12 protein-coding genes are annotated in these 14,637 nt (G+C 64.5%); all 12 read right to left on the reverse strand.

Annotated features, from left to right (window positions below; all coding sequences use genetic code 11):
- Positions 1 to 3 precede the first annotated feature (3 nt).
- Positions 4 to 960, reverse strand: coding sequence for a glycosyltransferase family protein (locus DM872_RS28095; protein ID WP_179062472.1), 957 nt, complete (start codon positions 958 to 960; stop codon positions 4 to 6).
- Positions 961 to 965: 5 nt separating this feature from the next.
- Positions 966 to 1,865, reverse strand: a complete 900-nt coding sequence (locus tag DM872_RS28100) for a glycosyltransferase family 2 protein (protein ID WP_179062473.1) — start codon at positions 1,863 to 1,865, stop codon at positions 966 to 968.
- Entirely contained in the window at positions 1,855 to 3,612 is a 1,758-nt protein-coding gene (locus tag DM872_RS28105) for a carbamoyltransferase family protein (protein ID WP_077524783.1), read from the reverse strand. The genes DM872_RS28100 and DM872_RS28105 overlap by 11 nt, the downstream gene beginning before the upstream one ends.
- Before the next feature lie 4 nt (positions 3,613 to 3,616).
- Positions 3,617 to 5,074, reverse strand: a complete 1,458-nt coding sequence (locus DM872_RS28110; RefSeq protein ID WP_179062474.1) for a lipopolysaccharide kinase InaA family protein — start codon at positions 5,072 to 5,074, stop codon at positions 3,617 to 3,619.
- Positions 5,071 to 5,826 carry a lipopolysaccharide kinase InaA family protein gene (locus tag DM872_RS28115; protein WP_179062475.1) on the reverse strand — a complete coding sequence of 252 codons (756 nt, stop codon included), beginning with the start codon at positions 5,824 to 5,826 and terminating at the stop codon, positions 5,071 to 5,073. Before DM872_RS28115 ends, DM872_RS28110 begins: the two co-directional genes overlap by 4 nt.
- Positions 5,823 to 6,560, reverse strand: a complete 738-nt coding sequence (locus tag DM872_RS28120) for a lipopolysaccharide kinase InaA family protein (protein ID WP_179062476.1) — start codon at positions 6,558 to 6,560, stop codon at positions 5,823 to 5,825. Before DM872_RS28120 ends, DM872_RS28115 begins: the two co-directional genes overlap by 4 nt.
- Positions 6,557 to 7,372 carry a lipopolysaccharide core heptose(I) kinase RfaP gene (gene rfaP / locus DM872_RS28125; protein WP_179062477.1) on the reverse strand — a complete coding sequence of 272 codons (816 nt, stop codon included), beginning with the start codon at positions 7,370 to 7,372 and terminating at the stop codon, positions 6,557 to 6,559. The genes DM872_RS28120 and rfaP overlap by 4 nt, the downstream gene beginning before the upstream one ends.
- Positions 7,369 to 8,490 carry a glycosyltransferase family 4 protein gene (locus DM872_RS28130; RefSeq protein ID WP_179062478.1) on the reverse strand — a complete coding sequence of 374 codons (1,122 nt, stop codon included), beginning with the start codon at positions 8,488 to 8,490 and terminating at the stop codon, positions 7,369 to 7,371. The genes rfaP and DM872_RS28130 overlap by 4 nt, the downstream gene beginning before the upstream one ends.
- Positions 8,490 to 9,551 carry a lipopolysaccharide heptosyltransferase I gene (waaC, locus tag DM872_RS28135; protein WP_179062479.1) on the reverse strand — a complete coding sequence of 354 codons (1,062 nt, stop codon included), beginning with the start codon at positions 9,549 to 9,551 and terminating at the stop codon, positions 8,490 to 8,492. Before waaC ends, DM872_RS28130 begins: the two co-directional genes overlap by 1 nt.
- Positions 9,552 to 10,595 carry a lipopolysaccharide heptosyltransferase II gene (waaF, locus tag DM872_RS28140; RefSeq protein WP_179062480.1) on the reverse strand — a complete coding sequence of 348 codons (1,044 nt, stop codon included), beginning with the start codon at positions 10,593 to 10,595 and terminating at the stop codon, positions 9,552 to 9,554. It abuts the gene before it with no gap.
- Positions 10,596 to 10,694: 99 nt separating this feature from the next.
- Entirely contained in the window at positions 10,695 to 11,618 is a 924-nt protein-coding gene (locus DM872_RS28145) for a branched-chain amino acid transaminase (protein WP_077524775.1), read from the reverse strand.
- Positions 11,619 to 11,660: 42 nt separating this feature from the next.
- A complete protein-coding gene (gene glnE, locus DM872_RS28150; RefSeq protein ID WP_179062481.1) occupies positions 11,661 to 14,594 on the reverse strand; it encodes a bifunctional [glutamate--ammonia ligase]-adenylyl-L-tyrosine phosphorylase/[glutamate--ammonia-ligase] adenylyltransferase in 2,934 nt (977 codons plus the stop codon).
- Positions 14,595 to 14,637: the final 43 nt, after the last annotated feature.

Raw genomic sequence — 14,637 nt, forward strand, 5'->3', positions numbered from 1 at the left:
TGCTCAAAAGGGATTGATCCGGGACCAGAAAGCCCGCCAGGCGGGAACGGGCTCAACCGAGGGCCAGGGCTCGTCCAGAACCTTGAGAATTCGTTCGGCCAAGCGAGGGTGGGAAAGCTGCTGTTCGACGAATCGGCGCCCGCCCTCGGCCAGAGCCCGCTCCAGAGTCGAATCATCGCGCAGCCGTGCCAAGTGGGCCCGCAATTCATCGACACCTGAGTACAGGAGCAGGTGGACACCGTCCTCAAGGCCGATGGCCGGCTCTTCACTGCCCTGACGCCAAGCCAGCAAGACGCAGCCACAGGCCATCGCCTCGAAATTCTTTGCCATGTACTCGCCCAGGCTGACATCAGCGCTGACGAAGTACCGGATGCGGTTCAGCATTTTTCGGTAGGGCTCGCCGGGAGCCGTGCGCAATAGTTGCAGCGAATCCTCGGCCGCCAGACGGTCCAGCAATCGCTTCCGGTCCTGGTAGGCGGCGCTGGCAGTCCGGCCTATGAACCCCAGCTCGATATCCCGTTCCGCGCCCTCGAGGAAAATCGATCGCGGGTCATAGCCCTTGGGAATGAAGTGGACCTGGAAACCTTCGCCCCTCAATCGCTCGGCGACGCTGGCGCCGGTCACCACGATGCGCGCATTGGGCAACTCCCTGTAGAACCGGCTGAAGTGACCGCGCCAGCGGGAACTGTCCAGATAGTTCTGGCAGGCGTCCTCTTCGTAGATCAGCAGGCCGGAAACTTGGCTGAGGAAGCGGGTCTGCCGATGGATGTTCTTGAAATGAAGATCAACAAGAATCCGATCATAACGGGACAGGTCCACCCCGCTCAGTGTGCGCCGCAAATTGCGCTGGGCATCCTTGTCGAGGACTTTCAGCTCGAGATCGACCAGTCCCCGGAGGTGTTCGTAGACGCAGGAAAAATCTGGCTCCCGTCCAGCCGAGCTGAGCGCGAGGACTTTCATAGGCTTCAGCGCAACCACAGGCGGGCAGCCTTGCGCGTGTAGGACCACTTCAGCAGCACACGCCAATCCGTGCGCAGCGCTTCTCGGTAGTACTTGCGCGCGCGGTCCTGGTCACCGGCCAGGAGGCAGGTGCGGAACAGCGACAGGCAGCGCTGGGCGCGATAGGCGGGCTTGAGCGATTGCAGACCGGCCGGAAGCTTGAGGAAGACTTCGTCGACCAGGTCCAGACCGACCTTGCGGGCTGCTTCGGCGTTGTGGCGCAGACTGCCGGGATGCTTGTGGATACGCGCCAGCATCAGGTCGAGAACTTCTACTTGTCGCTGAGTCAGGCAGTAAGCGAAGACCGGAATGTCCTCGCTGTGGCGCAAGTGCTCGGGATAGGGGCGCTCGAGCAGCAGTTCGCGGAGGAACACACAGGCGCCGTGGCTGAGGCCAATCTTCTTGTCCAGCAGGTAGTGCTTGAGACGCTGCGCGGGTTCAGCGGGAACGGTGCTGGCGGGGTGTTCCCGCTCGCGACCGTCGGGCTGGACGGCGATGTGGCCGGCCAGCCAGAGGCCGACGTCGGGTTGGCGGCGCAGGCGCTCGCAGAGGCCCGGCAGGACGCCGGCAGCCAGTTCGTCATCGGCGTCGAGGAGCAGGACATAGCGACCCTGCGCCAGTTGCACGCCGTTGTTGCGAGCGGTCGACGGCCCGGCATTCGCCTGGCGCACGCCCTGGAAAGCAGCGCCGTAGCGCTGGCTCAGGGCGGTGAAGACTGCCGGGGTGTCGTCGGTGGAGCCATCGTCCACGACCCAGAGTTCGACCTCCGGGGTGGCCTGGGCCAGCACCGACTCCACGGCACGCGGGAGCACGCCCGCGTAGTTGTAGGTGGGAATGACGACGCTAAGCAGCGGCTTAGCCGACATTGTCATACCAATCCTTGCCTTCCTTGACGACGAGGATGTCTTCCATGATCAGGTACTGCAGGTCCGAGCCGTAGAACATGTTCAGCGCGTCGGTGGGCGAGCAGATCATCGGCTCGCCGCGACGGTTGAGCGACGTGTTCAAGGACACGCCGTTGCCGGTGAGGACTTCCAGCTCCTTCATCAGGTCGTACCAGCGCGGGTTGTGGCGGCGCTCCAGCACCTGGGCGCGGGACGTGCCGTCCTCGTGCACCACTTCGGCCACGCGGGTCTTCCATTCTTCGTTGACCTCGAAGGTGAAGGTCATGAAGGGCGACGGGTGATCGACCTTGAGCATCTGCGACGCGACGGTATCCAGCATCGACGGGCAGAAGGGGCGCCAGCGCTCACGGAACTTGATCTGCTCGTTGATGCGGTCAGCCACGCCGGCCGCACTCGGGCAACCGATGATGGAGCGGCCGCCGAGGGCGCGCGGACCGAACTCCATGCGGCCCTGGAACCAGGCAACCGGGTTGCCGTCGACCATGATCTTGGCGATGCGTTGCGGGGTGTTCTCGATACGCTTGAACACCGGCTGCTGCGGGTGCTTGGCGCAAGCCGCGATGACGTCTTCGTTGCTGAAGGACGGGCCGAGGTAGACGTGCTCCATCTTCTCCACCGGCACGCCGCGCTTGACCGAGACGTAAGCGGCGGCGCCCACGGAAGTTCCGGCATCACCGGAAGCGGGCTGGACGAACAGCTCCTTCACTTCCGGCCGGGCGATGATCTTCTGGTTCAGCTTGACGTTCAGTGCGCAGCCGCCGGCGAAGGCGATCTTGCCGGTCTCGCGGATGATGTCGCCGAGGTAGTAATCCATCATCTCCAGCGCCAGCTTCTCGAACAGTGCCTGCATGCTGGCGGCGTAGTGGATGTAGGGGTCATCGGCGATGTCGCCCTGGCGCTTAGGCCCCAGCCACTCGATCAGCTTCGGCGAGAAGTAGAAGCCCTTGCCGTTTTCCTTGTAGCGACGGAAGCCGATGACGTTGGCGTAATCGGTGTTGATGATCAGCTCACCGTTCTCGAACTTTGCCAGGCGCGAGAAGTCGTACTTGGCAGCGTCGCCGTAGGGCGCCATGCCCATGACCTTGAACTCGCCGTCGAGCATCTCGAAGCCCAGGTATTCGGTGATTGCGCCGTAGAGGCCGCCGAGGGAGTCCGGATCGAAGAATTCCTTGATCTTGTGGATCTTGCCGTTCTCACCCCAGCCGAAGAAGGTGGTGGCGTACTCGCCCTTGCCGTCGATACCGAGGATCGCGGTCTTCTCCTTGAAACCGGAGCAGTGGTAGGCGCTGGAGGCGTGGGCCAGGTGGTGCTCCACCGGCTCGATCTTCACTTTCTTGGCATCGAAGCCCAGTTGCTCCAGGCACCAGACGATCTTCTTGCGGTAGCGCTTGTAGCGGCGATTACCCATGAGGATGGCGTCCAACGCACGATCCGGGGCGTACCAGTAGCGCTTGGCGTAATGCCAGCGGGCCTTGCCGAACAGGCTGATGGGGGCGAAGGGAATGGCCACGACGTCGACGTCGGACGGTTTGATGCCGGCCTGTTCCAGGCAGAACTTGGCCGACTCGTAGGGCATGCGATTCTTCGCGTGCTTGTCGCGCACGAAGCGCTCTTCTTCGGCGGCCGCGATCAGCTTGCCGTCGATGTACAGCGCGGCGGATGGATCATGGCTGAGAGCGCCGGAAAGGCCGAGAATCGTCAATGCCACGGGGTTAGCCTCTTTCAGGGCAGGTGCCCGGCACCTGCGGTAAACGTTTGTCTAGTAGCTGGTGCAATGCCGACTCGGCCGACCAGTTCCGCAGGAAGCGCGCCCGGTCCTTGGCGTAGGCCCGGGCAAAGCTTGCCTCGCTGTGATGCTGGCAAACGGCATCGAGGTCGATCAGGGTCCAGCGGCCGTCGTGCCAGAACAGATTGCTGCCCTTGAAATCGCCATGACTGATGCGTTCACGGATCAGCGCGGCAAACAGTCGGTCGAGGGCGCGTAATTCGGCTTCGGGTGGAGCACCAGCCCCATCCGGGTCATCCAGATGAGGTCGAAAACGGGCGATTATATCTTGGCCGGAGAGATATTCGGTAATCAGGTAGGCACGGCTGCGCAGCCACAGGAATCGCCGCTCTATCACGGCCAACGGACGCGGTGTGGCGATGCCGAGGAACTCAAGTCGATTGCCTTCACGCCAGCTGTGCCAGGCCCGGCTCGGGCGCCAGAAGCGTGTCAGCCAATGTCCAAGGCCTTTGATGTTGTAGCGCTTGACCAACAGCTTGCGCCCGCCGACGGTGACCTCCGCCACGGTGGCGGTGCCGCCCTGTTTCAGCGAGCGCCCTTGCGCCAGCGCGGCATCCGGAGCCTGCAACAGCGCCTCGAGGTCCGCTTGCGCTTCGCGGCGGACCGCACGCAGGCCGAATGCACCGCGAACCACGCCGAACAGGCTGCAATCGCGAGCGATCTTCTTCATGTAGTCGCCGAGACGCCAACGCCGCATCCGGGCAATTTCCTTTTCCAGCGCCTCCAGCGGCAAGGCATGTTCGCCGTTGACCAGCAGGTACTGCACCAACAGCTCTTCCAGGAACGGGTCCAGCTCCGCAGGCAGCTGGGCGAAGAACACCCCCAGATTGGCCATGACCTTGTCCCGGGGAAGCGGACTTCCGGGCGTTTCGGCGCGGATGCCGCCACCATCGATCACCTGCAGCTTGCCGCCGTGGCGCAGCAGATTGTCGAGGTGCAGGTCCTCCTGGGCGAGCCCGACCAGGTGCAACCGTGCAATGGCGCCGAGCGCCTCGCCCAGCACGGCCTGCTGGCCGTCGGACAGCGGTGCGTCACGTTCGACCTCGCGCCAGGCGTCCCAAAGACTCTCCGCCGACTCCAGGTACTCGAACAAGAGCCAGCCGCCCTGCCCCGCTTGATGCCCATCGCTCAGAAGCTCCGGGGTATCGATGCCATGCTCACGCAACGCGCGGGCACCTGCGAGCTCGCGATGGAAGTGCCGCTCGGCCTTGCCGCCAACCAGCAGCTTGGCCAGCACCTTGCGCCCTTGCCACAGGGCCTCGCCCACGTAGCGCTGTCCGGGCAGCACCCGCAACAGGCTCTGCAGCTCCAGGCCGCCAGCGACGTCAAGGCGAATGGGCAGTTGCGGACTGCGCCCCGCCTGGGCCAGCTCTGCAAGGGTCATTGCCCGCGCTCCTTGTTGCGGCGGCGACTGGCGAGACGAGCCAGCCAATCGCTGACCTCGGCCGAATCCCGTGGACGCTCCAGATAGCCAGCCAACAGCTCGCGCACCTCGATCTCACCCCAGGCATCCGCCCGGCGAACCAGGGCTTCCAGGTCCTTGACGCGATCACGACGACCCAGCAACAGCGGACGAGTCTTTTCCAGGTCGATCAGACAGGCGTCGAATCCGTCCTGGGCTTCTCGCAGAAAGACGTGCTTGGGATAGAAGCACCCATGCACCTGTCCAGCGCCATGGAGACGACGTGCCAGGCCCGCTACGGCGGCAATGACGGCCGCACGCTGCTCAGCAGCCATCCCGTTCCACAGCTCGAGGTAACTGGCAAGTTCACGCCAGCCGTCCAGGGCACGGGATACCAGGATCGCGCGGCGCTCGCCCTCGACCTGGCGGGTACCGAAAAACGCCGCCTGCAAGGCCGGAACGCCCAGGTTCTGGTAACGGCGAATATTGCGAAACTCGCGGGAGAAAGTGGGCTCGCCAAATGGCCGCAATACGCTTCGGCTGAGGAAGTTGCTCTGCCGCTTCAGATAGTAGGCGGCGTCGCCGAGATCCAGGCGGAACACGCTGCTCCAGCCTCCGCGCCCGGTATTGGGCGCATCCACTGCCTCCAGGCGCAGTGCCCAGAGCGAATCGAAGCTGTCCAGGCCGTGGCGGGCGAGAATTTCTCGGTCAGCCGCTGCGATGAAGTCGCTCATTCGCGTCCCTCGAAGAACTTGAGAATCTGCCGTATCCGGCGCTTGTCGTTGCGCTCCAGGGTCGGTCGATCCCGGTATTGCAGGTAGAAGCGCAGACGCTGGCTGCGGCTCAGGTGGTACTTGGCGACCTTGTCCAGGCACGCCAGGTCCTTGATGACCCGGTAGTGCAGGAACGGGCCCCACCAGAAGGTGCCGGTCGGACAGTCGATCAGGAACAGCTCGCCCGCATCGTCGACCAGCAGGTTGCGCCACTTCAGGTCGTTGTGGGCGAAGCCGTGGTCGTGCAGGCAGCGGGTGGCCTTGGCCAACTGGCGGCTGACGCGGTCGACCCAACGCGGATCGGCCAGGCGCGGATCGCCCTGCTTGGCCAGTTCCGCCAAGTCGCTCGTACCCTTGAGTTCCTGGGTGATCAGCGCGCCACGATGGAAGGCACCGCCACGGCGTTCCTGGCCCCAACCCACGACGGGAGCGGTGGGAATGCCCCACTTGGCGAAGTGCTTGAGGTTCTGCCACTCGGCCTTGACCCGCGGTCGACCCAGCCAGCGGCGCAAGCCTTTGCCCGCGCCCCAGTAACGCTTGACGTAGTAGCGCACCCCACGGTGTTCCACGCGCAGCACTTCGGACAACGGGTCCCCGGTGATCCAGTCGCCTTGCAGGGCGAACACCTTGTCGAGGTCAGCGAACAGCTCGGCAACACCGGCATCCAGCCCCTCTGCCAGTTTCCATTGGCTCACGCCTGTCCTCCCTCGGCGTACTTGCGCTCATAGCGCGAAAGCAGGCGCGCGGCCTTCTGCTCGAGCCAGGCAAGCAGTGCAGCTTCATCCTTCAGCACCTGGCGCAGTGGCTGGCGGAAATAGGCCTTGAGGAAGCGCAGCTTGTCGCGACGGGTCAGGCCGATGTTCAGCGCCGAGAAATACAGCCCGGCCAGGTCCTTGTCGCGCCAGCGTCTGGGCGTGGCGGCGCGCGTCTGCGCACGATGCAGGTCGATCAGCGACAGTTTGAAGTCGTCGGCGGTGACCGGTCGCGCGGTGTGTAGCAGGAAGTGGCAGATATAGCAGTCGCGGTGATTGACCCCGGCGCGGTGCATGGTGCCGGTCATGCGAGCCACTTCGTCGATGAGCGCCCACTTCAATCGCAGTGGTGGCGGATTTCGCGGCCAGTCGACGCAATAGTCTTCAAGGCTGATGGTAGGCGCCAGTTCTTCGGTAACGATGAACGACTGCTGGCGCGCCGGATTGCTGCCACGCTCGCCGAACGCCACGGCGGTCATGGTCGGCACGCCGGCTTCATGCAGTCGCTGGATGGCCTCCCACTCCTGGCCGGCACCGAGTACGGGGGCCTTGGCGGTGACCAGGTTCTTGGCGATCTCGCCCCAACCGATGCCACGGTGAATCTTGACGAAATATCCCTCGCCATTCACTTCAGTACGCAGGGTTCGGCGGCCTTCCAGTTCGCGATAGACCTCGCCCTTGAGCGCTTCGACCTCGGCGAAGGCATCGCGCCCGGCCCAGAGCTGCTCGAAGGGTGGTTCAAGGACAAGTTTCATGGGCGCTCCGCGAGGATCACGTCCGCCGCGTGCTGCGGCATGCTGTAGAGGTCGGCACTGTCGGCGAAGGCCAGGCCGTTGGCGCTCCAGTGGGCGCGGGCGGCCTGGTCGGCGAGCATATCCGCGAGCAACTGGTTGAGCGCGTCCTGATCGAAGGGACTGGGCAGCACGCGGCCACTATCAGCCTCGGCGATGTAGTGGGCGTAGCCGCAGACGTCAGTGACCAGCACCGGCAGGCCAGCGACCAGGGCTTCCAGCAGCACGGTGCCGGTGTTTTCGTTGTAAGCCGGATGGATCAGCAGGTCGGCGCCCAACAGGAATCGCGGGATATCGCTGCGGCCTTTGAGGATGTCCACCTGGTCGGAGATACCCAGGGTCTTCATCTGCAGCAGGAAAGGCTTCGGATCATCCTGGCCGATGACGATGAGACGGGTACGTTTCTTCAGCTCGCGGGGCAGCGCGGCCACGGCCTTGAGGCTGCGATCCAGGCCCTTGGTCTTGAAGCCCGAACCGATCTGCACCAGCAACAGGTCGTTGTCGCCCAGTTTGAACTCGCGACGGAATTCGGCGCGGATTTCCGCGGCATTGACGGGCGCGCGGCGGTCCGCGGCAATGCCCGGCGGCAGCAGGTGAAAGCGCTTGGCCGGCGTCGCGTAATGCTTGACGAACAACGGCTGCTGCACCTCGGAGATCATCAGCACTTCGGTCTTCGACTCAGGGGCGAATACTGCGCGCTCATAGTCGGAGAAATGCTTGTAGCGGCCCCAGCGGCGATAGAGACCATTGCGCAGGTTTTGCGCCTTGTCTTCGAAGCAGGGGTCGGCGGCGTAGTAGACATCCAGGCCGGGCATCTTGTTGAAGCCGACCACCCGGTCCACCGGACGCCGCGCCAGGTCAGCCTCGACCCAGGCGGTGAATTTTTCGTTGCGCTTGTGGTTGAACAGCGCCTTGACCGGCGCGATCAGGACCTCGAAACCTTCGGGGATATCGCCTTCCCAGATCATGGTGTAGACGCGAACGGCATGCCCACGGCGCTGGCACTCCAGGGCGATGCGCATGAAGTCGCGCTGCAGGCCACCGAAGGGGAAGTACTTGTAGAGCACGAATGCCAATTGCATCAGTGGATATCCTCGGTCAGCAGCAGGGCTTCCAGCTGGGTCGCCACGCGCTGCGGATTCAGCCGGGTAAAACATAGCGGCTGTTCACGCTTCAGGTCGAACAGGCGGATATCTTCCGCGGACGGTTTGTAGACGCAGGTCTTCTTCAGGCAGGGCGCGCAAGGGAAGTCGCTGCCCAGGTGGATCTGCGACCGCCCGTAGGCGCCGGTGAAACCGGGATTGGTCGGGCCGTAGAGCGACAGCGTCGGCACATCCAGCGCAGCGGCCAGGTGGCCGAGGCCGGTGTCCACCGCCACGCAGGCGCGCGCCCCGGCTACCACCTTGGCCATTCCCGCCAGGGACAATCTGGGGAGCACCGCGGCCTTTTCCAAGCCCTCGGCGATGCGTTCGGCACGCGCCTTCTCCGCCGGGTTGCCCCAGGGTAGGCGCACGTGCCAACCGTGATCGCAGGCACGCTCGGCAAGCTCGCGCCAGTACTTCTCAGGCCAGTGCTTGGTGTCCCAGGTGGTGCCGTGGAGGAACAGCAGATAGGGCGATCCGCCCGGCGCATCGGCGAGCTGGGCACGGTTCAAGCCGTAGTTGCCCACACCTTCCGGCACGCGGTAATCCAGTGCCTGAGCGAACAGTTGGCGCACGCGCTCGACGGCATGCTGCCCCCAGACAACCGGATAGCGCCGGTCATAGAAGTGGCTGGCCAGCGGCTCGCGGGCGGAATCCCGGTCCAAACCCACCACCGGAGCCTTGGTGTAGCGCGTCAGCAGGGCGCTTTTCAGCAGGCCCTGGGCGTCGATCACCAGGTCGTAGCGGGCTTCCCGCAGACGGCGTTTGAAGCGGCGCCACTCGCCACTCCTGAGCGTCTGCCAGATGTTCTTGCGCCAGCGCCGGATGGCCACCGGGATGACGTGGGCGACTGCCGGGTGCCAGGCCGGAATCTCGGCAAAACCTTCCTCGACCACCCAGTCGAACTGGATACCGGGAATTGCACGTGCTGCATCGGTCAGCGCTGGCAGGGTGTGGATGACATCACCCAGGGAAGAAGTCTTGATCAGTAGTACCCGCACTCAGCGACTCTCCACCAATTCGAGCGGGTCCGGCACCAGGCGGTCCAGGGCTTCGATCACCGGACGCGGCTTGAGCTCGCGCAGACAGTTGTAGTGGCCGAAGCGGCAGGTACGGTCAAAGCAGGGGCTGCATTCCAGGCCAAGGCGGACGATCTCCACCTGCTCGGCCAGGGGCGGGGTGAACTGCGGCGAGGTCGAGCCATAGACCGCCACCAGCGGCCGCGCGAGCGCAGCGGCGACGTGCATCAGGCCGGAATCGTTGGACACCACGGCGCTGGCGCAGGAGAGCAGGTCGATGGCTTCCGCCAGGCTGGTTTCGCCGGAGAGGTTCACCGCTTCCTCGCGCAGGCCGGGGATCAGGCGCATGCGGATGTCTTCGCCGCCCGGGTGGTCGTTCTTCGAGCCGAACAGCCAGACTTGCCAGCCGGCGCGAATCTTCAGCTCCGCCACCTTGGCGTAGTGCTCGGCGGGCCAGCGCTTGGCTTCTCCGAACTCCGCACCCGGACAGAGCGCGAGCACCGGACGATCCACGTCCAGGCCGAACTTCGCCAGGGCCGCGTCGCGGCTGACCGGGTCGATCTGCAACGAGGGACGCGGATAAGGCTTGGGCAGCTCGGCGTCCGGCTCGAAGGCCAGGGCCATGAAGCGCTCGATCATCAGCGGGTAGCGCGACTTGTCGAGCGTACGGATGTCGTTCAGCAGGCCGTAGCGCATCTCGCCCTTCCAGCCCGTGCGCTTGGGAATGTCGGCGAACCAGGGCACCAGCGCCGATTTCAGCGAGTTCGGCAGGAGGATCGCCTGGTCATACTGCCCCGCCAGGGACTTGCCGATCTTGCGCCGGCTGGTGATATCCAGCACGCCGTGGCCGATGGGGAAGCTCAGGGCCTGGCGCACTTCCGGCATGCGTTCGAGGATGGGCCGGCTCCACTCGGGGGCCAGCACGTCGATCTGGCTGTCGGGATGGCGAGCTTTCAGGCACTGGAAAAGTGTCTGCGCCATCACCATGTCGCCGACCCAGGAGGGTCCTACGATCAGAATGTTCATAAGGGCAGCTTCAAGCCTCAGCCTCAAGCGACAAGCCGCAAGCTCCAAGCGGCGATGACCACTTGCAGCTTGCGGCTTGCCGCGTGCAGCTCAGTCGGATTACTTGACCAGGGTGCGCCACTCGCCGTGGGCGGAGGTCTTACCGGTCACCAGGTCGAAGTAGGCTTTCTGCAGCTTCTCGGTCACCGGACCACGACGGCCGATGCCGATCTTGCGGCCGTCCACTTCGCGGATCGGGGTGACTTCAGCGGCGGTACCGGTGAAGAAGGCCTCGTCGGAGATGTACACCTCGTCACGGGTGATGCGCTTCTCGACCACCTTGATGCCCAGCTCGCTGGCCAGGGTCAGGATGGTGCTACGGGTGATGCCGTTGAGGCAGGAGGTCACTTCCGGCGTGTACACCACACCGTCCTTGACCAGGAAGATGTTCTCGCCCGAACCCTCGGCCACGTAGCCTTCCGGGTCCAGCAGCATGGCCTCGTCGGCGCCGCCGGAGATGGCTTCCTGCAGGGCCAGCATCGAGTTGATGTAGTTGCCGTTGGCCTTGGCGCGGGTCATGGAGATGTTGACGTGGTGGCGGGTGTAGGAGCTGGTACGCACCTTGATGCCGTTGACCAGCGCTTCTTCGCCCATATAGGCGCCCCAATGCCAGGCGGCGACGATCACATGGACCTTCAGGCCAGTGGCGCGCAGACCCATGCCTTCGCTACCGAAGAACACCATCGGGCGCAGATAGGCGCTTTCCAGGCCGTTTTCACGGACGGCGGCGCGCTGCGCTTCGTTGATCTCTTCCTTGGAGAAGGGAATCTCCATGTTGAAGATGTGAGCGGAGTCGAACAGGCGGTCGGTGTGCGCTTGCAGGCGGAAGATGGCGGTGCCGTCCGGGGTGTTGTAGGCGCGCACGCCCTCGAACACACCCATGCCGTAATGCAGGGTGTGGGTCAGGACATGAGTGGTTGCTTCGCGCCACGGCACCAGTTCGCCGTCATACCAGATCACGCCATCACGATCGGCCATCGACATATTGCCAGCTCCTCAAGAATTCGATTGGTTCAGCCCGTCGAGTCAGTTCAAGCCCAACTCGCGCCAGATCCGCGTCACGCCTTGGCGCTCCGCGTGGAACTGGTCCCCGCGCACCACCCCCGGTTGCTTTTGCAGGGCCTGGCGGTGAGCTGCTGAACGGTAGGCTTTGTAGGCTTCCTGCAGCAGGCGAACTTCGTCGCCGGTCAGCAGATTTGCCTGTTCCAGGCCATCCAGGATGCGGATGTTATCGGTGTAACGAACCAGCTCGGGATGCTGTCGTGACCAGGCCAGGGCCGCATATTGCACCATAAATTCGATATCGACGATACCGCCGGCATCCTGCTTCAGATCGAAGGCCGCCGCGGCCTCGAAGGCATTCTGAGCGGTGCCGGCGGCGGTTTCTCGAGTACCGAGGTTGTCGCGCATCTTGGTCCGCATCTCGCTGACCTCGGCACGCAGCGTGGCCAGGTCGCGCTCGCGGCCGAGCACTGCCAGGCGGACCTGCTCGAAGGCAGTGGCGACGCGCGGTGAACCGGCAAGCACCCGCGCACGCACCAGCGCCTGGTGCTCCCAGGTCCAGGCTTCATTCTCCTGGTAGCGCTGGAAGGCGCCGAGGGAGCTGACCAGCAGGCCCGCCGCACCCGACGGGCGCAGGCGCATGTCCACTTCATATAGGGCGCCGGAGGTGGTCTGGGTCGTCAGCAGGTGGATGATGCGCTGCCCGAGACGCGTAAAGAACTGCGCCCCATCGATGGGCTTGGCACCGTCGGTTTCGGCCTGCGGGTCGCCGTCATGGATGAATACCAGGTCCAGGTCCGAACCATGGCCGAACTCCAGGCCGCCCACCTTGCCATAGCCGACGATGATGAAATCCGGGTCGCAGAGACTGCCATCGGCGCGCTTGGGTGTGCCGTGCTTGGCCACGGTATGGCGCCAGGACAACGCCAGGACCTGATCGAGAATCGCCTCGGCAAGCCAGGTCAGGTAGTCGCTGACCTTCATGAGTGGTAGCGTGCCGGCGATCTCCGACGCCGCCACGCGCAGGCTGTGGGCCAGCTTGAAGTGCCGCAGGGCCTCCATCTGCTGTTCCAGGTCGTCTTCCGGAATGCGCGTCAGGCGCTCACGCAGCTCCGCAGCCAGCTCGGGAGCCAGTGGCGGACGATAGAGCCGTCCTTCATTGAGCAGTTCATCCAGCAGCAATGGGAAACGGGTGATCTGCTCGGCGATCCAGGGGCTGGCTGCGCACAGCTCGATCAGCCGCTGCAGGGCACCCGGGTTCTCGCTCAGCAGCACCAGATAGGCGGAACGCCGTGCCACCTTCTCCACCAGCGGCAGTACCCGCTCCAGCACCAGGTCGGGATTGCCGTGCTCCACGGTCAGGTTCAGCAAACGCGGAATGAAGGCATCCAGCCGCTCCCGACCAAGACGCTGCATTGCCCGCACCTGGGGGCCATTGCGCAAATCGGTGAGTCGACGCCAGGCGGCGGCAGGCTCGGTAAAGCCGGCCTCACCCAGCTGCCGGCAAGCACTCTCCTCGTCCAGCGCCTCTTCCCAGAGCGGAAGCCATTCACCGCCGATGCAGCTTTCGCCGTCGCCACCCTCTTCTTCATCCGGGTCGGCGATCACCTGCTGGAAGTGCCATTCGACACGCCCACGCCAGTACATCAGGCGCTCGTGGAAGGTGGTCCAGTCGTCGAACCCCATGATAAAGGCGATGCGCGCGCGATCGAGGTCGTTGTCCGGCAGCATCTGGGTCTGGCGGTCGGCGATCGCCTGCAAGGCATGCTCGGTATAACGGAGGAATTCGTAGCCTTCCTTCAGCTCCGTCACCACGGGTGGTGGGAGATAGCCCTGGCCTTCCAGGGTATCCAGGACGGTCAGCAGCGGCCGCTGTTGCAGGCTGAGGTCGCGACCGCCGTGGATCAGCTGGAACGCCTGGGCGATGAACTCCACTTCGCGAATGCCGCCGGAGCCGAGTTTGACGTTCTCGGTCATGCCCTTGCGGCGCACTTCCTGCTGGATGAGCTGCTTCATCGAGCGCAGCGCCTCGATGGCGGAAAAGTCCAGGTAACGGCGATAGACGAAGGGACGCAGCATCTGCAGGAGCTGGGCACCGGCAGCCTGATCGCCGCCCACGGTGCGCGCCTTGATCATGGCGTAGCGTTCCCAGTCGCGCCCCTGGTCCTGGTAGTACTGCTCAAGCGCATTGAAGCTGAACACCAGGGGCCCGGAGGAACCATAAGGACGCAGGCGCATGTCCACGCGGAAAACGAAACCGTCCACGGTGATCGCATCCAGCGCCTTTATCAGGCGCTGGCCGAGACGGGTGAAGAACTCCTGGTTATCCAGGGCGCGCTTGGCCCCCTCGGTTTCGCCCCCTTCCGGGTAACCGAAGATCAGGTCGATATCGGACGACAGGTTCAGCTCAAAGGCACCCAGCTTGCCCATGCCCAGCACGACCAGATGCTGCGGCAGACCGGAGCGATGGCCGATGGGCGTGCCGAACTGGGCGCAATGGCGGCTATAGAGCCAGTGATAGGCCAGATCGATGCAGGCGTCGGCGAGATCGGAGAGGTCGCGGCAGGTTTCAGCCAGATCGGCCTGGCGGGTCAGATCGCGCCAGATGATGCGCAGCTGCTGGCGATTGCGATAGCGACGCAGGCGACGACCGAGATCGTCTTCTTCGGCGCAGTCGTCCAACAGCGAGGCGATCTGGGCGCGCAGCTCACCCGGAGCCAGCGACCGCTCCAGCTCACCAGTAGCCGCCAGCGCCAGCAGCATTGCCGGGTCGCGCTGGGCCTGATCGGAGACGAAGTCACTGGCGGCGGCGACGCGGGCGAATGCCTGCTGCCGCTCGTCGGGCCAACTGTCGAAGTCCGGGATTCGCTCGGCGAGGGCAATGCGGACGGCAGACAGCGCCCGATCGGCGCTGGGCTGGAGGTTGGCCGAGAGGTCGGCCAGCGGCGGCAGGCTCATGGTCTATCCTTTCTGGGCTGCGGGCCGAGGCTGGACCCGTGGC

Source organism: Pseudomonas taiwanensis, from assembly GCF_013393345.1.
GTDB classification, from domain to species: domain Bacteria; phylum Pseudomonadota; class Gammaproteobacteria; order Pseudomonadales; family Pseudomonadaceae; genus Metapseudomonas; species Metapseudomonas resinovorans_C.

What these genes read in the sequence shown, in the direction of transcription:
- DM872_RS28095 (WP_179062472.1), bottom strand. Translation starts at nt 960, where the DNA reads ATGAAAGTCCTCGCGCTCAGCTCGGCTGGACGGGAGCCAGATTTTTCC.
- DM872_RS28100 (WP_179062473.1), bottom strand. Translation starts at nt 1,865, where the DNA reads ATGTCGGCTAAGCCGCTGCTTAGCGTCGTCATTCCCACCTACAACTAC.
- DM872_RS28110 (WP_179062474.1), bottom strand. Translation starts at nt 5,074, where the DNA reads ATGACCCTTGCAGAGCTGGCCCAGGCGGGGCGCAGTCCGCAACTGCCC.
- DM872_RS28115 (WP_179062475.1), bottom strand. Translation starts at nt 5,826, where the DNA reads ATGAGCGACTTCATCGCAGCGGCTGACCGAGAAATTCTCGCCCGCCAC.
- rfaP (WP_179062477.1), bottom strand. Translation starts at nt 7,372, where the DNA reads ATGAAACTTGTCCTTGAACCACCCTTCGAGCAGCTCTGGGCCGGGCGC.
- DM872_RS28130 (WP_179062478.1), bottom strand. Translation starts at nt 8,490, where the DNA reads ATGCAATTGGCATTCGTGCTCTACAAGTACTTCCCCTTCGGTGGCCTG.
- waaF (WP_179062480.1), bottom strand. Translation starts at nt 10,595, where the DNA reads ATGAACATTCTGATCGTAGGACCCTCCTGGGTCGGCGACATGGTGATG.
- DM872_RS28145 (WP_077524775.1), bottom strand. Translation starts at nt 11,618, where the DNA reads ATGTCGATGGCCGATCGTGATGGCGTGATCTGGTATGACGGCGAACTG.
- glnE (WP_179062481.1), bottom strand. Translation starts at nt 14,594, where the DNA reads ATGAGCCTGCCGCCGCTGGCCGACCTCTCGGCCAACCTCCAGCCCAGC.